We start from the raw sequence: 18586 nt of genomic DNA on the forward strand, positions 1-18586 counted from the left end.
ATTATATTAAAATAAAATAAATAATATTAAAGAGGAGCTGTGCTTTGTGGTTTTGGGATTTAGCAGAAGAAGATCAAGAATTTATTAAGCAGTTAACTCTGGCTTCAGGTTCCTTAAAGGAATTAGCTAAGATTTATGGCGTTAGTTATCCAACCGTGCGGTTAAGATTAAATCGGATTATTGACAAGATAAGATTAACTGAAAAAGACACGAATAATTTTGAAAGCAAAATAATGCAATTAGTTATTGATGAGAAAATTTCTTTAGATATTGCTAAAGAAATTATTGAGAAGTATCGAGAGGAAGAAAATGTCTGATATAAAAAATGTGATTATTGCAGCGATAGCCGTGGGAATTTTAAGCTTATTGGAACGTTATCTTCCGCGATGGTTTGGCTCACTTCCTTGTCTTGCTTTCCTTATTTACATGATTTATATCATGGTAAGCAGGGGACCGTCTTGGACAGGATTGCTAGTATTAGTTCTGGGAGAAGGTCTGCTGCTTTCGATTTGGGTTGAAGCATTAGTTGCCCGTAAAAAGAAAGAGAATCTGGCAATCGAAAAAATGAAAGCTAAAGATTTACAGAGATAAATAAGAGAGACCCAAAGGGTCTCTCTTATTTGTTACGAATACTATCAATGTATTGAATCATGGCCGCCTTAATATCGTCAGCAATTTTTTCTTGGTAACTTTCCTTTTGAATGTATGAAAAGTCTTTTTTACTATTCATAAACCCAAGTTCTAATAATACTGCTGGTCGGCTGATATCTTTAATCACCAGATAGGGCATGGTTTCATAACCACGATTTTCAAGCGGGAGGTTATTAAGATGTTCATTAAGTACTTGAACCAGGGGGCGAGAATTTTCATTGTAATAATACTGTGAAATTCCGCTAGCCGAATTGTTGCTGTCAGAAGAATCAAAGTGGAATGAAATTTGGGCATCAGCTTTTTCACTCTCAGCCATTCTAGGAATATGAAGTAGAGGAACCACGACATCAGTGGAACGTACCATTAGCACCCGAGCCCCCGTTGATTCTAAAACTTTTTTAGTAACTGTAGCAGTAGCTAAGGTATAGTTTTTTTCATAATGCTTGCCATCAATTGATAAAGCCCCAGTATCAGAACCACCATGGCCAGGATCTAAAACAATGGTAGCCTCACTCATGGATTGTACGGTTTTTAGGTGGGTGTTATTGGCTACCCAACTAGCAACCCACCCACTTTGATTTTTATCGCCGCGCTTAACCTTCCACCAGCCATGTTTTTTTTCTAAAACGACTAATTTAGTACCACTTTTCAAACTGGTTGTTTGCGCGTAGCTAATACCAGGACCAGTTCGCAAAGGAACTTGATCAGGCCGAGTAGTTAGCTGGTTTTGATTAAGCAAAGAAGTAATTAAAACGCAGACCAACAATAGGAAACTACCGGTAACAGTCAGACCAATTCGATTGTTTGTGAACCATCTCAGCATTGTAAAAAGTTCCTAATTTTCTTGATGTTCGATGTGGGTTGGCGTTAAGCAATTGTTTGGAGTTTACCACGAATTTCAGCAAGGCTTTGATAATTTTTCTTATCTAATTCGTTGGCTAATTCGCCCTCTAGTCGTTCAAAAACAGGGGTGTCTTCAACCATCAATTGTGTACCAACTTCAACTAAATCAGCACCACATAAAACTAAATCATATACGTCACGACCGGATGTTACGCCCCCAGTACCGATAATTTTGATACTTTCATTAAGACGCTCACGCAAGGCCCGAACGTTAGCTAAAGCGGTAGCCTTGACCAAGCTGCCACCGAGACCACCAAAGCCTCCCTTAGGTTTAATGACCACCGTATCAGTGTGAGGATCAATGGCTAAACCATTGCCAATTGAGTTGATGGTATTAACAAAGGCCAGAGGGAAATCATTTAAAACAGCGGCAATCATATCAAAATGAACCATGTCAAAATAGGGTGGTAATTTAACACCCAGTGGCTTAGTAAAGAAGGCAAAAACCTCAGTTAAAATAGCCCGTGTGGCTTCAAAGTCATAGGCAGTTTGCGGCTTACCGGGCACATTAGGGCAAGAAAGATTTAGTTCAACCAAACCATTAAAATCAGATTGTTCCAATTCCATTAGCATCGCTAAATTATCGTCTTTGGTTAGGCCAGCAACTGAAAAGAAAACGGGTTTGTCGGTTTGTTTATTGAGAACATAATCCAAGTAATAAGCAAATCCTTCGTTGGGTAGGCCCATTGAATTAATCGAGCCTAGTTCCTCAGGGAGCTGATAATAGCGGGGACTGGGATTGCCAGGACGTACCATGGGCGTAGCCGATTTTGTGACAACACTACCGCTGTATGGGCTGGCTAGAACCTGATCTAATTCAGCAGTTGTTTGACATTTAACTCCTGCGGCATTTAATAAAATATGGTTAAAGTGAAAATTGGCAATCTGCCCCGTTAAATCCATTGAAAACTCTCCTTATAAATCTGATCAACACATGTTATTAACCATTATAGCAGGCTAGTAATTATCTGTAGGAGAAATTGGTAGTTTAATTTCCCTAGTCGGCATTAGAAAATATCGCTATAATAGATGCTATGAAACAATTTCGAGTTGAAAATTTAACAAGTACTTACGGTGAAAAAACACTATTTGATCACATTTCTTTTTTAATCAGCGAAGGTGATCGGATTGGTTTAGTTGGTGTTAACGGCAGTGGGAAAACTTCTCTTTTAAATGCCTTAGCAGGTAGCCAACCGGCTGATCAGGGTCAAATAGTTGTTCAAAATGACTATAATATCGGCTATTTACGTCAGAATCCGTCATTAGATGGCGAACAGTTGGTGATGGATGCAGTTTTTGCAGGTAATCAACCGGTTTTTAAAACAATTCGGTACTACCAACAGGCCTTGGAAGAATTTAGTCAGAATCCAGAGGATCAGCAAATTGGGCAAAAATTTGAACGGGCTCAAAGTGCTATGGATCGTGATGATGCTTGGACGGCGGAGTCTCAAATTAAGACTATTTTAACGCAGTTACATATGCCTGACTTAAATCGAAAAATTAAAGAATTATCGGGTGGTCAAAGAAAACGAGTCGGTTTGGCTCAAATTTTAATTGAAGAACCGGATTTGTTAATTTTGGACGAGCCAACCAACCATTTGGATTTTGATTCAATTGCTTGGTTAGAAAAATATTTGGCCAACTATCGTGGGGCAGTTTTGACTGTTACGCATGATCGCTATTTCTTAGATGCGGTTGCTAATCGTATTTTTGAACTTTCTTTTGGAAAATTATATGAGTATCAGGGGAACTACCAGGACTATGTTACTGGTAAAGCAGAGCGGGTTCAGGCTGAACAGGTTAGCCAGCATAAAAAAGAACAGTTATATCAGCGTGAATTAGCTTGGATGAAAAAATCAGCTCGGGCCCGAACAACTAAGCAAAAAGGTCGTGAAAAAGCTTTTGCAAAGTTAGAGGCGGGGATGGACGATCTCCAAGTTGATGAAGATGTTACGCTATCGCTTGGGCAGCAACGCTTGGGTAAAAAAGTTTTGATAATGGAAGATGCGAATCTAGCCTTTGGTAATCATCAGATTTTAAAAGATTTCAACCTTCGTTTGGGTGCTGGTGAACGGATTGGGATTACTGGGGCTAATGGCGCTGGTAAGTCCACCTTTTTAAATGTCATTGCTGGCCGTATCCCGTTGACTTCTGGGATAATTGAGTTGGGTGAAACCGTTAAAATGGCCTACTACACTCAGACGACTGAGCCCATTCCAGAAGATAAACGAGTGATTGAGTATTTAACAGACGTCGCCAGTTCGGTTACTGATAAAGATGGGAATCAACTTTCGGTTTCAGAATTATTAGAACAATTTTTGTTTCCTCCTTTTATGCATGGCACGTTAATTCGTAAGCTCTCCGGCGGTGAAAAACGGCGTTTGTATTTGCTGAAACTGCTTTTAGAACAGCCAAATTTTTTGCTTCTTGATGAGCCGACGAATGATTTAGATATTGGCACTTTGACGATTTTAGAAGATTTTTTGGCTGATTTTGCTGGGACAGTTATTACCGTTTCCCATGATCGCTACTTCCTAGATAAAGTAGCACGGCAGTTATATATATTTACTGGAAATGGCATAATTGAACGTTATGATGGCTTATTTAGCCAATACTTAGCGCAAAACGGTAGTACAATTAATCAACCAATTGCTCAAAATGATCAGCCAGCGCCCATTAAAGTTAAAAAACCTAAAAAACAAGTGGTTCAAAAATTAACTTATAAAGAAAAGGAAGAATGGGCTACCATTGAGAATGAAATTGCTCAATTGGAAGAAAATGCCGCAACTTTGACCGAACAAATGGCTCAAGAGGGTAGTAATTATACTAAAGTGATTGAAATTGAAAGCCAATTAAATCAAGTTAATCAGACTTTAGAAGAAAAAATGGATCGTTGGGCCTATTTAAGTGAAATTGTTGAAAAACAATCTTAACGATTTATATAAATTAAATGAAGCCTGCTCGTATGATACTGCGAGGAGGTTTTTTTATGATTTTAAAACAATTTTTATTAGCATTACGATTAACGCCAGGGATTGGTAAAGAGCGGGCAAATAAAGTAATCCATGCCATTGAAAAGGGCTACGCGCCGACCAAATACCCTTGGAATTTTGAAGACTTGTGTCACATTATTGAACTAACTAAGCCGACCAAGGCAAGCAGACTGGCTGATTTTAAGAATGGCTATTTGACAGCTTTGAATCAAGCCCAGCAATTCAAAAGTTCTTACCTAAGTTATTTTGATGATGATTATCCCGAGCGGTTGCGACAAATTTATCAACCACCGCTAATTTTGTTTTATCAAGGCCATTTAGATGCTTTGAAGCTTCCCAGTTTATCAGTGGTCGGTACTCGAAGTGCAAGTCCCTACAGTTTGAATGTGCTACGGACTTTCTTACCTAAAATAGTTGGTACTGGGGTGGCAATTGTTTCCGGTCTAGCCAAGGGAGTGGATGTGATGGCTCATCAGATTACCTTTAGTCAACAAGGTGTTCCAATTGCTGTAATAGGTACTGGCATTGATGTCACCTATCCGGCTAATCATCATTCTTTACAAAAACAAATTGGCCAGCAGGGTCTATTGTTAAGTGAATATCCGCCAAATACCGGTCCGCAACGAGCGCATTTTCCCGACCGAAATCGAATTATTGCAGGCCTATCTTCAGCCACTTTGGTAATTGAAGCCAAACGTCACTCAGGCTCTTTAATTACGGCTAATTCGGCTTTACAAAATAATCGCCAGGTGTTAGCGATACCGGGTTCGATTTTTTCCACTGAGTCTCAGGGAACAAATGAACTAATTAAGGCTGGTGCTTTGCCCGTAACGAAACTCAGTGATATTATGGAGGTGATTACTCCACTGATTTGAGAAGGATGGCTTATGTATTTAAAACGTTTTGTGCAGTTATTTGTTGTTTTTTTTGTAACAATTGTTTTATCAGAATGGTTAGCAAGTGTCCTAAAACTGAACAGTTTAGGAATTAGGATTATTTTTGTGACTATCATTGGTTACTTATTATTAACGATTCCACTGACAATTTTAACTATTTTAAAAAATCAACGTAAATTTGGTAAAAATGATTCAGCATCAGCTCAAGTGACCCATTTTCGTGAATTATTACAAAATGGGTCAAATTTAATTGCTCTAGCAACTGTCAATCAAGCTGGACAGTTAGCCACTAGCGTGATTACCTTCAAAGAAGCTCATAATAATGATAATGTTTTATACTTAGTGTCTGATTGGCAAAGTACTCGAGTAAAAAACTTGCAGGCCAATTCCACAGCAGCCTTTACAACTTGGTATGATGACAAAACTGGGCAACGGATTAGTTCTAACCAGCTGACTATTAAAGTTTTAACCGAACAAGAAGCTGAGATTGAAATCAAGCATCATCCTGAAATTTTAGACTTAGCTGAAAATGCTCGTAAACAGGCGGTTATTAAGATTACGCTACAGTCTGTCTTGGTTGAATCTTTTCAGCGCCAGCCCGAAATTATTAAATGGTCGTAAAATTGATTTTGGAAAATCTATCAGTTTAGCAGAGACTTTGATAAAATAATTAAGCGTTTTACAGTCGTGTGCTATAATGCCCCTATTATTTAAAATTGTGAGGATTAGACCTTGGTAGAAGCAAAAGCTACTAAAAAAACTTCAAAGCGTAAAAGTACCAAAAAACGCAATCAGAAAAAATTAGTCATTGTTGAGAGTCCATCCAAGGCTAAAACCATTGAAAAATACTTAGGTAGTGGTTATAAAGTGGTAGCCAGTATTGGGCACGTGCGTGACTTGCCTAAATCTACCTTAGGTGTTGACGTTGATAATGATTATGAGCCTCGTTACATTAACATTCGTGGAAAAGGCCCAGTTATTAAGGATTTGCGTAAAGCTGCTAAGGGTGCTAAAGCTGTCTACCTGGCATCCGATCCGGATCGTGAAGGGGAAGCCATTGCCTGGCACTTACAACATATACTCGATTTAGACCCTACGAATGCTAATCGAGTCGTTTTTAATGAAATTACCAAAGACACGGTTAAAAATGCCTTTAAAACGCCTCGAACAATTAATCAAGATTTGGTTGATGCCCAACAAGCACGACGCATTATTGATCGCTTAGTTGGTTATTCCATTTCGCCAATTCTTTGGAAAACGGTTAAACGTGGCTTATCGGCTGGACGAGTTCAATCGGTGGCTTTAGGACTAATTCTAGCTCGTGAGCGTGAAATTCAAGCTTTTGAACCAGAAGAATATTGGACGCTTGATTCAGAATTTAAAAAGGGACGCTCCAAGTTCAAGTCTACTTTTTATGGCTTTGACGGTAAGAAACAGCCCTTGCCAGACAATGCTAGTATTCAAGCAGTTCTTAAGCGGTTAGATAAAGATGCTGACTTTAATATTACTCAGGTAACTAGTAAGGAGCGTAAGCGACAGCCTCAGCCACCATTTACGACCTCGACGATGCAGCAAACGGCCAATAATCAGTTGAAGTTTAGAACACGGAAAACAATGATGACCGCCCAACAGCTTTATGAAGGGGTTAACTTAGGACGTGGTTTAGGGCAAGTTGGACTAATTACCTATATGCGTACTGATTCGACCCGTTTATCTTCTCAAGCTAAAAATGCTGCTGCTCAATATATTCATAATGAGTGGGGGGAGGAATATTCTCGCCACAAACCGGTTGAAGCAGCTTTGCAAGAAGGGGCTCAAGATGCCCACGAAGCAATTCGACCAACGGATGTTAATCGTACGCCGGCTAGCATTAAGGATAAGTTAACCCCCGACCAATTTAAGCTGTATTCTTTGATTTGGTCACGGTTTGTTGCTAGTTTAATGACTCCTGAAATTTTAGATACAATGGCCGTTACCATTGAACAAAATGGTGTACTTTTTCATGCCAACGGTTCTAAAACTAAGTTTCCAGGATTCACTAAGGCTTATCCTGCTGCCAAAGAAAAGGATAATGCCTTACCAGCTTTAGCAGTTGGAGATGTAGTTGGGTTAGCTAAAAGTGATCCTCAACAGCACTTTACAATGCCACCAGCTCGTTACACGGAAGCGGCTTTGATTAAGGCCTTAGAAGAAAACGGAGTTGGACGTCCTTCAACTTATGCGCCGACTTTGGATACTATTCAACGGCGTAACTATGTCCGTATTGATGCTCGTAAGTTCGTACCAACTGAGTTGGGAGAGATTGTTCAAAATATAGTTGAAGATAAATTCCCAGATATTACCAATACTAAATTCACTGCTCAAGTTGAACATGAGTTAGATGAAATTGAAGTCGGGGATGAGCAATGGGTACCGGTTGTTGACACATTCTATCGACCTTTTAGTAAGGAAGTTCAAAGCGCTGAAGAAACTTTGGAAAAAATTACCATGCATGATGAGTTGGCCGAGCAAGACTGTGAAGTCTGTGGCGCACCAATGCTAGTTAAAATGGGTCGCTACGGTAAGTTTTATGCTTGTTCTCGTTTCCCAGATTGTCGAAATACCAAGGCCATCGTGCAAGAAATTGGCTTGGCTTGTCCTAAGTGTAAAAAGGGGCAAGTGGTTGAACGAAAGACCAAGCGTGGCCGTCGCTTTTATGGTTGCTCGCGGTATCCTGATTGTGATTTTGTCTCTTGGGATAAGCCCACCGAAGCGACTTTACCAGATGGAACTACTCCTAAAAAAGAAGGAGATGACCAACATGAAACAGCGGGTAAAGCTAAGTAATTGAAAAATTTTTATGATTAAAAATCAGACACCTAAAATATTAACGATTGCTGGATCTGATAGTTTAGCTGGTGGTGGGGTACAAGCTGATTTAGCAACTTTTAACGAATACGGTCTATTTGGCTTAACAGCGATTACTAGTATTGCCACGATAACCGCAACTGATTTCAAAGTTTTTCCAGTCGATACTGATGTTTTAGCAAGACAACTAGATTCCATTCGATTGGTTGATCAGTTGGCGGCGGTAAAAGTTGGCCTGTTAGTTAATTTAGACCAAGTAAAATTAGTGGTTGAGTTTTTAAAGCAGTTGACTATACCAATTGTCATTGACCCAGTCTTAGCGGTTAAAGAAGGCGACTATCAACAACAACAAGTATTTATTGACTTTTATCGGACTAATTTATTACCGCTGGCAGACATAATTACCCCTAATATTAGTGAGGCTCAGTTGCTAACTAATGTAACAACGATTAATAACAAGGCAGATTTAATAGCAGTCAATCAGCAGTTACAGGCTTTAGGCATAACTAATGTTTTCACCAAAGGGGGGCAAAGGTTAGCGGGGAAAATGGCCTTAGATTTGTGGTCTAGCCCTGATGGGAATCGCTTTTTTGAAAAACCAAAGCTAGATTTCTTAGCTGATGTTAACGGTTCGGGCTGTACTTTATCCGCAGCAATTGCGGCTGGTTTAGCCCGAGGCCTGACAATGGAACAGGCGCTTAAAAGGGCTAAAGATTTTGTTTGGGCAGCTATTAATCATAGTGTTACCTTGGGTGATCAATTAACGGGTAATAGTGTTTGGCCAGCTGGTCAACGTTGGGAAAACAAGATACAGTAATGTATTAAAGCAACGGGGAATCCTGTTGTTTTTTATTAGGATGGAATAAATGAAAAGCTTCACAATCGATGCTCAGCCAGATACAATTAATCAATTGGTACAACATTTGGATCAAGATGAGAATAGCTTCTTTTTCGCCAGTCCCAATAATCAAATTAAAATATTTGCCTTTGGTTGCCAAAAATCATGGTCTAACTGGCAAGATATTGATAATTTTCACTATCCGTTAATTGTTGGTGGACAAGATTTTGATACGGATAGGTCGATTACACCAAGTCAAATGTCAAGTTATTGGTTTGCACCGCAAATCAGTATTACTTGGGAAAATGACCAGTTAAAAGTGAAGAGCATTGATGCGATTAATTGGGGTAGCTGGCTAGCGTCAGTACACACTAATACGGAAATTAAAAATCAGATTTTAAGTGTTAGTGATGAATCTGATTGGCTTGAACGAGCTAATCAGTTGATTGATATTTTAAAAAATGACCAAGAGTTAAAAAAGGTTGTGTTTGGCCGGCAGCGATTGATAGCATTATCTGAACCAATGACGATTAGGCAGCTATGGACCCGATTAATTGAGCAAGAACAGTCTTATCGGATTGTACTAAAACAAAAGCAGCATTATTTTGTTTCCCTAACGCCCGAGCGCTTATTATCAGTTGAAGATGGCCAGGTCCAAACTGCAGCTTTAGCCGGCACAGCAGCACGTAACGATGATTATCAAGATGAGCAAAAGATAGCTGATCGGTTGCTAAAAAGTAGTAAAGATCGTCAGGAACATGATTACGTAACCCAACATATTGTCAACAGGCTGGCTCCATTGGTAGTGCAATGTCATTATTCAACTACTCCTAGAATTTTATTCACATCGCAATTGCTACATTTATATACGCCAATTCAAGCGACCATATTACCGAGAGTTAATTTCTTAACCTTAGCTCAAGCACTGCATCCAACACCGGCTTTAGCCGGGCTACCACAGCAAAGCGCCTTAGCGTATTTACGGGTACATGAACGAGAACCTCGAGGACTTTTCGGGGGAGCCTTGGGTTATTTTACAAATAAAAATCAAGGAGAACTAGCAGTTGGTATCCGTTCTATGGTGATTTCAGGTCGTCAGATTCAATTATTTGCAGGGGCCGGTATTTTAGCTCAATCCCAAGCCCAAAGCGAATGGCAAGAGACCCAAGCAAAATTTTTGACGATGGAAAGTATGATTCACGAGGTGATTTCTAAATGACAGCTGATCGGTTAACCTTTAATACAAAACATTTAATTTCAGCACTCGTAACGGCCGGCGTGAAAAATTTTGTTATTTCACCGGGATCGCGGAGCACACCGATTGCACTGTTAATTGCCGAGTATGCTCAATATGACGCCACAATTCATTATTGGGTTGATGTAGATGAGCGATCGGCGGCTTTTTTTGCGTTAGGATTAGCCAAAGGATCACAGCAACCCGTTGTTTTATTAGCCACTTCGGGCACGGCTGTTTTGGAATATCTCCCGGCGGTGGCCGAAGCACAGGTGTCGGAAATACCTTTAATTTTGTTGACGGCTAACCGACCGCAGGAATTACAGAATCTGGGTGCTGCACAAACTATCCCTCAAATTGAACCATTTACGGTTTATGCCAAAAATCAGCTGAGTTTAGCCTTACAGGATGACGAACCAGGGGTCACCGAGTATATTGATTTTAAGGTGCAAGCGTTGGTCCATGAAGCTTGGCGTACACCAGCTGGTCCGGTTCAAATTGATTTACCTTTGCGAAAACCACTTCTACCGGATATGGGTAAGGCGCCAATTGAACCGGTTCAGCCTTTGACGTATGCAGCTATGAGTAAAAGAACGCTAGGGAGTCCCCACTCACTAACCGCTTACCGACGAATTATGATTTTAGCTGGACCGAATGTGACGGAAGATTATCAAGATCAGTTGTGGCAATTTGCCCAAGCATATAGCATTCCGGTTTGGACTGATATTTTAAGTCGAGTTCGGACGCCTAAAAGTTTGTATGGGTTGAATGACTGGTTAGCTGATGATAAATTAGACTCAAAATATTTACCAGATTTGGTCCTCCGCTTTGGGAAAACGCCGATTTCACCTAATTTATTATCATGGTTAAAACAAAAAGCAATTCCAATTTGGCAAATTGGAATGCCAGCTGATTTAGATTACACTCGCCAGAGTCAACGCTGTTTTGAAATGTCACCATCTGAATTTTTAAATAGCGTAGCCTGTGTTCAAAGTAATGAACAACAAGCTTTTCATGCTCGTTGGCAAGCCTTGAAACCAAATAAGGGGACCTCACGGGCCAGCAATTTAATTTCTTGCTTGGATCAAACTGTTAAGCCTGATCAGGCTATTTTTGTTGCCAATAGTCTATCAATTCGACAGATGGATACTTATTTTTCCGGTAAAAATAGTCATAAAATTTATGCTAATCGTGGTGTGAATGGTATTGATGGGATAATTTCATCCGCCCTTGGTTTATCAGTTAGTCAAAAACCGCACCGAAGTATTTTATTAACGGGAGACTTGTCCTTTTTTCATGATATGAATGGGTTGATGATGGCAAAAAAATATCAGTTGCCATTAGATATTATTATCATGAACAATAATGGAGGTGGGATTTTTGCCGGTCTACCACAGGCGCAGTGTAAACAGTATTTTACAGAACTTTTCGCAACTCCTTTAAATTTAGACTTTCAAGCCATTGCTCAAGTGTACGATTTACCGTATACTGCCGTGCAGAATGTAGCTCAGTTGCCACAATTATTAAATCAACCGGTTACGGCCGGTCCACAATTAATTTTGTATGAAAGTGATACCTATTAAGGGGAAAACAGTTTGATGACTGAAATTATTTTGAATGTTAGAGAGTATCCCTATCATTTTTATTACCAGCAAAATAGTTCTACTAAGGTCAATTGGCTTTTTTTACATGGATTTATGGGTAATCATCATGACTTCGATCAAATATTGGACTATTTACCAGGCACCGTTTGGACAGTTGATTTACTGGGATTTGGCAACCAAGCACCGTTAGTGCCACGAAAGCGATTAAGTATGGAAAGTCAAATCATTGATTTTGAAATTATTTTTCAGCATTTTAACTGGCAAAACTTGAATGTAGTCGGTTATTCAATGGGTGGTCGTTTAGCTCTTGGTTTAGCACAATCACATTTAGCTGATTTTATCAATTGTTTGGTTTTGGAAAGTAGTACGGCGGGGCTTGATTCTGCCCAAAGGCGACAAGAACGTCAATTACAAGATGAACAACGGGCCAACGCCTTACTAGCAGATTACCGCCAGTTTGTTCAAAATTGGCGGCAGTTACCACTTTTTGCCAGTCAAAAATTATTGCCAGTGCGCCAGCAGGTGCAAATTCAGCATGAACGTCTAAATCAAAAACCTGAAAATATGGCTAATTCTTTACGGATGATGGGGACTGGTAGTCAACCCAATTTTTGGCCTAAGTTAAAACAGTTAAAGCTTTTCACAGGCTTAATTGTTGGTGAAAATGATTTTAAATTTCTAAAAATTGCTCAAAAATTATCAGTAAGCATACCCGATGCTGAATTGTCAGTTGTTAAAAATGCCGGTCATAATGTCCATCTAGAACAACCAGGTGTTTATCAGGAGATTTTACAACAATTATGTATCAAATCCAGAGTATCCGATTGATACCGGTAGCCTTACCGTTGCTTAATCACTTTGTAACCGCTCAAGCGCAGTTAGTAAAACGACCACTAACGCTAGTAGAAATGACCGTTTGGGATACAAGTGCTAACACGATGGTAACTGGTTACGGTGAGGTGCAATCTTTTAGTACGCCCAATTACGCTTCAGAAACTCAAAATAGTAGTCTTGGGGCGATTGAAAAATGGTTGGGGCCACATTTATTAGGAAAATCAATTGTTAGTCCACAAGAATTTGAAACTCAGTTAGAGCAAAAGATTCCTTACTATTCTTTTGCCAAAGCCGGATTAGCTTTGGCTTTTTGGGACTGCATTGGTAAATTAAAGAAACAATCATTAGCTCAAATGTTGGGTGGACAGTCATCAACGGTAGCCGTTGGGATAGCAATTGGACAACAAGATACCTGGACAAATACCACTGAGGCAGTCATTAGTGCGATTGAAGAAGGTTACAGCCGAATTAAATTAAAAATTTCTGGCCAGGACTGGCACCTGAATGAGTTAATTGAATTAATTAATCACTTTCCGAATCAAAATTTTTCACTAGATGCCAATGCCTCCTTGTCTTGGGAGCAGGGGATAGCTTTACAAAAGTTACCCCAAAATGTAAATTTTGTCGAACAACCTTTTGCCAATGGGGATTTCATTGAGCATGCTCATTTACAAAAGAAACTTACAATACCTCTGAGTTTAGACGAAAGTGTTAACCAGCTTACGGATGTTAGAACGATGATTGCTTGTCATTCTGCTCAACTCTTAACGCTAAAAATAGGAAAAATTGGTGGATTGTTAGCTGCTCAAAAAGCCATTGAACTTCTTAAACAATCGCAATTGCAAGCCTGGGTGGGCGGCATGTTTACCAGTGGCCTGGGGCGCAGTGCTGATTTAGCATTAGCCAGTTGTCTTCCTAATGCCTACCCAGCTGATATTTCAGATACGAATCGTTACTTCCAATATGATTTAATCCAAGAAAAGCTGACAGTTCAGCAAGGTAACATCGCAGTTCCTCAAAAACCTGGACTTGGTATTAGGATTAACTGGCGTAATGTTAGCAAGGCTCAATGTAGTAGTGAAATTAAAATTAATGGTACATAAAAAAGCCTTTGACATGATTGTCAAAGACTCATTTAATTAAACTGCTTACGATACTGTACCGCTGTTAGACCGGCTTGTTGTTTAAAAACCGTATTGAAATATGAAAGATTAGGTATACCAACTTTAAGGCCAATTGCAGCCACAGATAGGTTGGTATTTTTTAAAAATTCAGTCGCGTGAAACATGCGGATATGCAGTAGATAGTTTTGTGGTGTTTCATCCGTTTCTAATAGGAAGCTACGATGTAAGACGCCAGTACTAGTATGAAAAATTTGACTGAGTTCTTCCAAGGTAATCCGCTTGGCATAGTTACTAACTAAGTAGGACTTTACATTGAGTACAAAACTAGCCCTTTCATCTAGCTGCCCAAATGGGTGACAATCTGGACAAGGAATGAATCCATGAATAAGTGATTCATCCGGGGTTTTGAAGATTTCAATATCTTTTCGAGTGAATTGCTTTGGTCGTAGGCAGCCTGGACAACATACACGATGATCGGTAGTTACACCGTATAAAAATTGATTGTTGTAGCTGGCATCATGTTCATTAATCGCTTGCCAACGCTTTTTGGTTAGAGAATACATGTTCAGCTTTACCTTCATTTCGTTAGACAAATATACGTCAGAAAGTTATATCACAAATCAAATACTGACACTATTATACTTCTCTCATATTTTAAATGGTGCTTTGTGTTCAAAATTTTATTCAGGTAAAATAGGGATGGTTTAGTATCTCAATATCCAGTGCACTAGAAGGGATTCCACTACATGACATCCGAAAATATTAGTCAAGCTGAGCAAGGTTTGGCAGCATTAAGTTTGGGACAAATTGATCAAGCACAATTATTTTTTGATCAGGCCTTGCAAGTTGATGACGACGATATGGTTTATAGTCTGGCTGAAGAATTAGCTGGTCGTGGCTTTTTAGATCAAGCGCAAAAAATATATCAACATCTGTTAACAAAATATCCAGAAGAAGATCAATTGAAAACAGCCTTGGCTGAAATCGCGATTGAAGACGATCAAACGGAACTAGCTCAGGAATATTTAGCTAATATTAACCCGAATTCGTCTAGTTATGTACCAGCTTTGATGATTAAAGCAGATTTGTATCAGGCCGAAGGATTGGTCGAATCAGCTCAGCACTGCTTACAACAAGCTGAACAACTGGCACCAAAAGAAACAGTGGTTCAATTTGCTTTGGCTGAATTTTACTATACGACTGCTCAATATCGTTTAGCGATTAATTATTATCGTAGTTTGTTATTGGCGGGAGAACGATATCTAAATGGCATTGATTTAGCAAGCCGAATTGCCTTGGCCTATGCTGCCATTGGTAATTATGACAATGCAATTGGTTATTTAGAACAAATTAAGCCCGAGCTAATGTCTTTAGACACTAAGTTCCAATTGGCCTTGTTGTACTATCAAAGTCACCGTGATGACGAAGCCATCAAACTCTTTGAAGAAATTCTTATCGAAGATAGTCAGTATAGTTCCGTTTATCCTTATTTGGGTCAAGCTTATGAACAAGCGGGTGAAATTGAAAAGGCTTATCAAAATTATCAACTAGGTTTAGCTGCCGATCAAACTAACGTTCAACTTTATCGTCAAGCTGGAAAGGTCGCCCAACAACTAGGAGATTTCGATGCTGCCGAAGCTGATTTTCAAGCCGCGCTAGCCATTGATGATCAAGAAAGTGCCAATTACCTCTTACTAGCTAATTTTAAAATGGCCCAAGGAGAGTATCAGGCCGTTATTGATCTTATTGAACAAGCTCAGGACAAGGAGTTGGTTGATCCAAACTTCTATTGGATTCTCGCCTTAGCTTATCAAAAATTAGATAATTATAAGCAGGCGCAAACTTATTGGGATCAGGCTTTAGAGGCTAAATTAAATCGTCCTGAATTTTTACTAGATTTAGCGAGTTGGTATCATGAACAGGGACAACTGAATCAAGAGCGGTTAACCTTAGAACATTATCTAGAACAAGCGCCCGATGACTATGAGGTGCAGGATCGTTTGAGTGGTTTACTTTTAGATGACTAACAATCTAAAACTTGCTAAGATAGATTGTGATGATAGATGTTCTAGGAGTACTAAAAATAAATGAAAATTGATCAATTTCCCAGTCAAATGGCTGAAGCCCGACCAATATTACAAAAAATAGAAGACGCTGGTTACGAAGCCTTTTTTGTGGGTGGCGCAGTGCGGGATATGATTCTAGGAGATACAATTCATGACGTGGATATTGCTAGTTCAGCATTTCCACAAGAAATTAAGATGATTTTTGAAAACACCGTCGATACCGGTATTCAACATGGCACAGTGATGGTGTTAGATCATCATATTGGTTACGAAGTTACGACTTTTCGAACAGAATCCACCTATACTGATTATCGCAGACCTGATGAAGTTACTTTTGTTCGTAGTCTTAGTGAAGATTTAAAACGCCGCGACTTTACTATCAACGCTCTGGCCTTAAAAGCTAATGGCGAAGTAGTCGATTTATTTGACGGTTTAACTGACTTAAAAAATGGTTTAATTCGTGCGGTTGGAAACCCCGAAGAACGTTTTAATGAAGATGCCTTGCGGATTATGCGCGCAATTCGTTTTAGTGCCCAATTAGATTTTGCCATTGAAAATCAAACTAAAACTGCCTTAACAGATTTAGCACCCAATCTAACAAAGATAGCAGTAGAGAGAATTCAAGTCGAATTTGAAAAAATGCTCTTGAGTCCCGCAGCTAGTCGGGGTTTGCAACAGGCTTTGGATAGCCATTTGTTAGCCTACCTACCAGGTGGAGTTGGTCACTGGCCATTGACGACCTGGCAGGAGATTTTAACGATTCTAAATCGTTTACAAATCAGTCAGGCGGCAATTGCTTGGATCAATCTTTTAGTACCTTCACCAGTCAAAGAGCAAGATATTGCCAGTTTTTTACGAGAATGGAAATTAAGTCGCGCAGTGATTAAGACGGCGCAAGCGCTAGTCCCCATTTTAAGAGGCAAGGTTTCCTTGGATGCCTGGCATCTTTATCAAGTTGAAGCATACCAAGAACAATTAATTGAAGGTATGCATTCGTTAGGCTTTACTAAGGATAAAATTGAGTTAGTGCAACAAATCTTTGAACAATTGCCCATTCGAAATGCTCGACAAATGGCGCTTAGCGGTCAAGAATTGATGCAAAGTGGTGTGGTTAAACCGGGTCCTGAGATGGGGAAACTACTACAACACTTGGAAAAAGCAGTTGTTACCGGTGAAATCCCTAACCAGCAAGCAGCACTATTAGCCTATGTCAGACAGGAGAAACGAAATGACTGAAATTAAGATGGTTTGGGCTGAAGATGAGCAACATGGGATTGGTAAAAATGGTCAAGTCCCTTGGGATTTACCAGCCGATCGGGCGCTATTTAAAAAAGAAACTTTGCACTCAACCATGATTATGGGGCGTAAAACTTGGGATAGTATCGGGCGTCCATTACCACAACGGCAGAGTGTGGTAGTGACCCAACAACCGGACTTTTCTACCAACTGTAAGGATGTAGTTGTATGCCACGATTTAGCGGATGTATTAAAGTACATTCAATCAATCAGTGGTTTGGTGACCGTAATTGGTGGCGCACAAATTTATAAAATGATGATGCCCTATGCTACACAACTAGTGGTGACCAGAGTTACTGGTGATTTTGCTGGTGATACTTGGGTTGAACCAGTTGATTTAGATGTATTTGATTTGACTAAAAGTCAATCGGAAGAACAAAATGGCATTGAATTTAAGATAATGTATTATCAACGTAAGGGTAAATGAGGATTATAAAAGATGGTAAAAGTAGCAATTGTAACTGATTCGGCGGCTCGCTTAACGGCGGAAGAAATAAAAGAATATGATATTCATATTGTGCCCTTAACGGTTCAAATTGATGGCACGGTCTATGAAGATGGCGTTACGATTCATCCAGAAGAATTTTTGGAGAAAATGGCGCAAAGTAGTACTTTGCCACAAACCTCGCAACCTTCAATTGGTGCCTTTAAAGAAACGTATGACAAAATTTATCAGGAGCATCCTGAAGCTGAAATTTTAAGTTTACATCTATCATCGGGTCTTTCTGGAACAGTTGGCGCTGCTCAACAGGCAGGCTCACTTACTAAGGCTGATGTAACTACTTTTGATACACTTTTGGCTGATCGCAGTGAAGGTTTTGTTGTTTTGGCTGCTGCTAAGGCTGCTAAAGCTGGGGAAGATATGGACACAGTAGTAGCTGCTGCCACCACTGCTCGAAGTGAGTCACATATCTACTTGAGTTTTCGATCATTGACTAACATGGTTGCCGGTGGACGATTAAGTAAGACCCAGGGATTAATTGGTAATCTATTAAATATTAAAGTCGGTGCTTTTGTTGATGCCCAAGGAAAAGTAGATGTTATGCTCAAGGGCCGTGGCATGAAAACGATTGCTAAATTTAATGACGAAGTAATTGAGAAAATGAAGGGCTACACTGAGATGCTAGAAATTGGTATTTCGCATGCTGGGGTAGCGGAAGAAGCACAAGCTTTGGCTGATCGTTTGAATCAAATTTGGCCTGATATCAACATTTTGATTTCAACCACGACCCCGATTGTTTCAACCCATACGGGATTAGGTGCTTTAGCCATTTTGTATCGTGCCCGTTAACTTACCCAA

Annotated in this window: 18 protein-coding genes; 15 read left to right on the top strand and 3 right to left on the bottom strand. The window is 39.7% G+C overall.

The genetic code is table 11. The annotated features are described in order from the left end of the window. Positions 1-44: 44 nt before the first annotated feature. Together C7384_RS00460 and C7384_RS00465 are read left to right on the top strand one after the other, a co-directional pair. On the top strand, positions 45-317 hold the full coding sequence (locus C7384_RS00460; protein ID WP_089937353.1) for a DUF2089 family protein: 273 nt from the start codon (positions 45-47) through the stop codon (positions 315-317). Beyond that, positions 310-591, top strand: coding sequence for a hypothetical protein (locus tag C7384_RS00465; protein WP_089937355.1), 282 nt, complete (start codon positions 310-312; stop codon positions 589-591). The genes C7384_RS00460 and C7384_RS00465 overlap by 8 nt, the downstream gene beginning before the upstream one ends. 25 nt (positions 592-616) lie before the next feature. Here C7384_RS00465 and C7384_RS00470 read toward each other — a convergent pair whose 3' ends face one another. Both C7384_RS00470 and C7384_RS00475 read right to left on the bottom strand, forming a co-directional pair. Further along, the gene (locus C7384_RS00470; RefSeq protein ID WP_089937357.1) at positions 617-1474 is read right to left on the bottom strand and encodes an N-acetylmuramoyl-L-alanine amidase family protein; all 858 of its coding nucleotides are present in this window, start codon (positions 1472-1474) and stop codon (positions 617-619) included. A 44-nt stretch (positions 1475-1518) separates the two neighbouring features. Further along, positions 1519-2457, bottom strand: a complete 939-nt coding sequence (locus C7384_RS00475; RefSeq protein ID WP_089937359.1) for a dihydroorotate oxidase — start codon at positions 2455-2457, stop codon at positions 1519-1521. Between the two features lie 131 nt (positions 2458-2588). On the opposite strand from C7384_RS00475, the gene C7384_RS00480 reads away from it, so the two are divergent. The 9 genes from C7384_RS00480 (at position 2589) to menC (ending at position 13903) form a co-directional block, all read left to right on the top strand. After that, a complete protein-coding gene (locus C7384_RS00480) occupies positions 2589-4487 on the top strand; it encodes an ABC-F family ATP-binding cassette domain-containing protein (protein WP_089937361.1) in 1899 nt (632 codons plus the stop codon). Positions 4488-4543: 56 nt separating this feature from the next. Continuing rightward, the gene (dprA, locus tag C7384_RS00485) at positions 4544-5422 is read left to right on the top strand and encodes a DNA-processing protein DprA (protein WP_089937363.1); all 879 of its coding nucleotides are present in this window, start codon (positions 4544-4546) and stop codon (positions 5420-5422) included. A 12-nt stretch (positions 5423-5434) separates the two neighbouring features. Further along, complete coding sequence (locus C7384_RS00490) at positions 5435-6064, top strand: pyridoxamine 5'-phosphate oxidase family protein (protein WP_089937365.1); 630 nt, start codon at positions 5435-5437, stop codon at positions 6062-6064. A 111-nt stretch (positions 6065-6175) separates the two neighbouring features. Then, the gene (gene topA / locus C7384_RS00495; RefSeq protein WP_089937367.1) at positions 6176-8269 is read left to right on the top strand and encodes a type I DNA topoisomerase; all 2094 of its coding nucleotides are present in this window, start codon (positions 6176-6178) and stop codon (positions 8267-8269) included. Positions 8270-8282: 13 nt separating this feature from the next. Continuing rightward, positions 8283-9107, top strand: coding sequence for a hydroxymethylpyrimidine/phosphomethylpyrimidine kinase (locus C7384_RS00500; RefSeq protein WP_089937369.1), 825 nt, complete (start codon positions 8283-8285; stop codon positions 9105-9107). 49 nt (positions 9108-9156) lie between these two features. Beyond that, positions 9157-10347 carry an isochorismate synthase gene (locus C7384_RS00505; protein WP_089937371.1) on the top strand — a complete coding sequence of 397 codons (1191 nt, stop codon included), beginning with the start codon at positions 9157-9159 and terminating at the stop codon, positions 10345-10347. Continuing rightward, positions 10344-11945: a 2-succinyl-5-enolpyruvyl-6-hydroxy-3-cyclohexene-1-carboxylic-acid synthase gene (gene menD / locus C7384_RS00510; RefSeq protein WP_089937373.1), complete on the top strand. Its 1602-nt coding sequence runs from the start codon at positions 10344-10346 to the stop codon at positions 11943-11945. Before C7384_RS00505 ends, menD begins: the two co-directional genes overlap by 4 nt. A gap of 15 nt (positions 11946-11960) precedes the next feature. Next, positions 11961-12794, top strand: coding sequence for a 2-succinyl-6-hydroxy-2,4-cyclohexadiene-1-carboxylate synthase (gene menH, locus C7384_RS00515; protein WP_089937375.1), 834 nt, complete (start codon positions 11961-11963; stop codon positions 12792-12794). Continuing rightward, positions 12767-13903, top strand: coding sequence for an o-succinylbenzoate synthase (gene menC, locus C7384_RS00520; protein ID WP_089937378.1), 1137 nt, complete (start codon positions 12767-12769; stop codon positions 13901-13903). The genes menH and menC overlap by 28 nt, the downstream gene beginning before the upstream one ends. Before the next feature lie 32 nt (positions 13904-13935). Here the strand turns inward: menC and C7384_RS00525 are convergent, their stop codons facing one another. Then, positions 13936-14505 (bottom strand): helix-turn-helix domain-containing protein, encoded by a 570-nt coding sequence (locus C7384_RS00525; RefSeq protein WP_089937380.1) that lies wholly within the window; start codon positions 14503-14505, stop codon positions 13936-13938. Positions 14506-14670: 165 nt separating this feature from the next. Here C7384_RS00525 and C7384_RS00530 point away from each other — a divergent pair, with 165 nt between their 5' ends. Genes C7384_RS00530 through C7384_RS00545 form a run of 4 tightly spaced genes read left to right on the top strand, consistent with a single transcriptional unit; the run spans position 14671 to position 18577 of the window. Beyond that, complete coding sequence (locus C7384_RS00530) at positions 14671-15951, top strand: tetratricopeptide repeat protein (RefSeq protein WP_089937382.1); 1281 nt, start codon at positions 14671-14673, stop codon at positions 15949-15951. A gap of 60 nt (positions 15952-16011) precedes the next feature. Beyond that, complete coding sequence (locus tag C7384_RS00535) at positions 16012-17226, top strand: CCA tRNA nucleotidyltransferase (RefSeq protein WP_089937384.1); 1215 nt, start codon at positions 16012-16014, stop codon at positions 17224-17226. Beyond that, entirely contained in the window at positions 17219-17713 is a 495-nt protein-coding gene (locus C7384_RS00540) for a dihydrofolate reductase (protein ID WP_089937386.1), read from the top strand. The genes C7384_RS00535 and C7384_RS00540 overlap by 8 nt, the downstream gene beginning before the upstream one ends. A 12-nt stretch (positions 17714-17725) precedes the next feature. Next, on the top strand, positions 17726-18577 hold the full coding sequence (locus C7384_RS00545; RefSeq protein ID WP_089937388.1) for a DegV family protein: 852 nt from the start codon (positions 17726-17728) through the stop codon (positions 18575-18577). Positions 18578-18586: the final 9 nt, after the last annotated feature.

Origin of the sequence: Convivina intestini (assembly GCF_003096575.1) — a bacterium.
GTDB classification, from domain to species: Bacteria; Bacillota; Bacilli; order Lactobacillales; family Lactobacillaceae; genus Convivina; species Convivina intestini.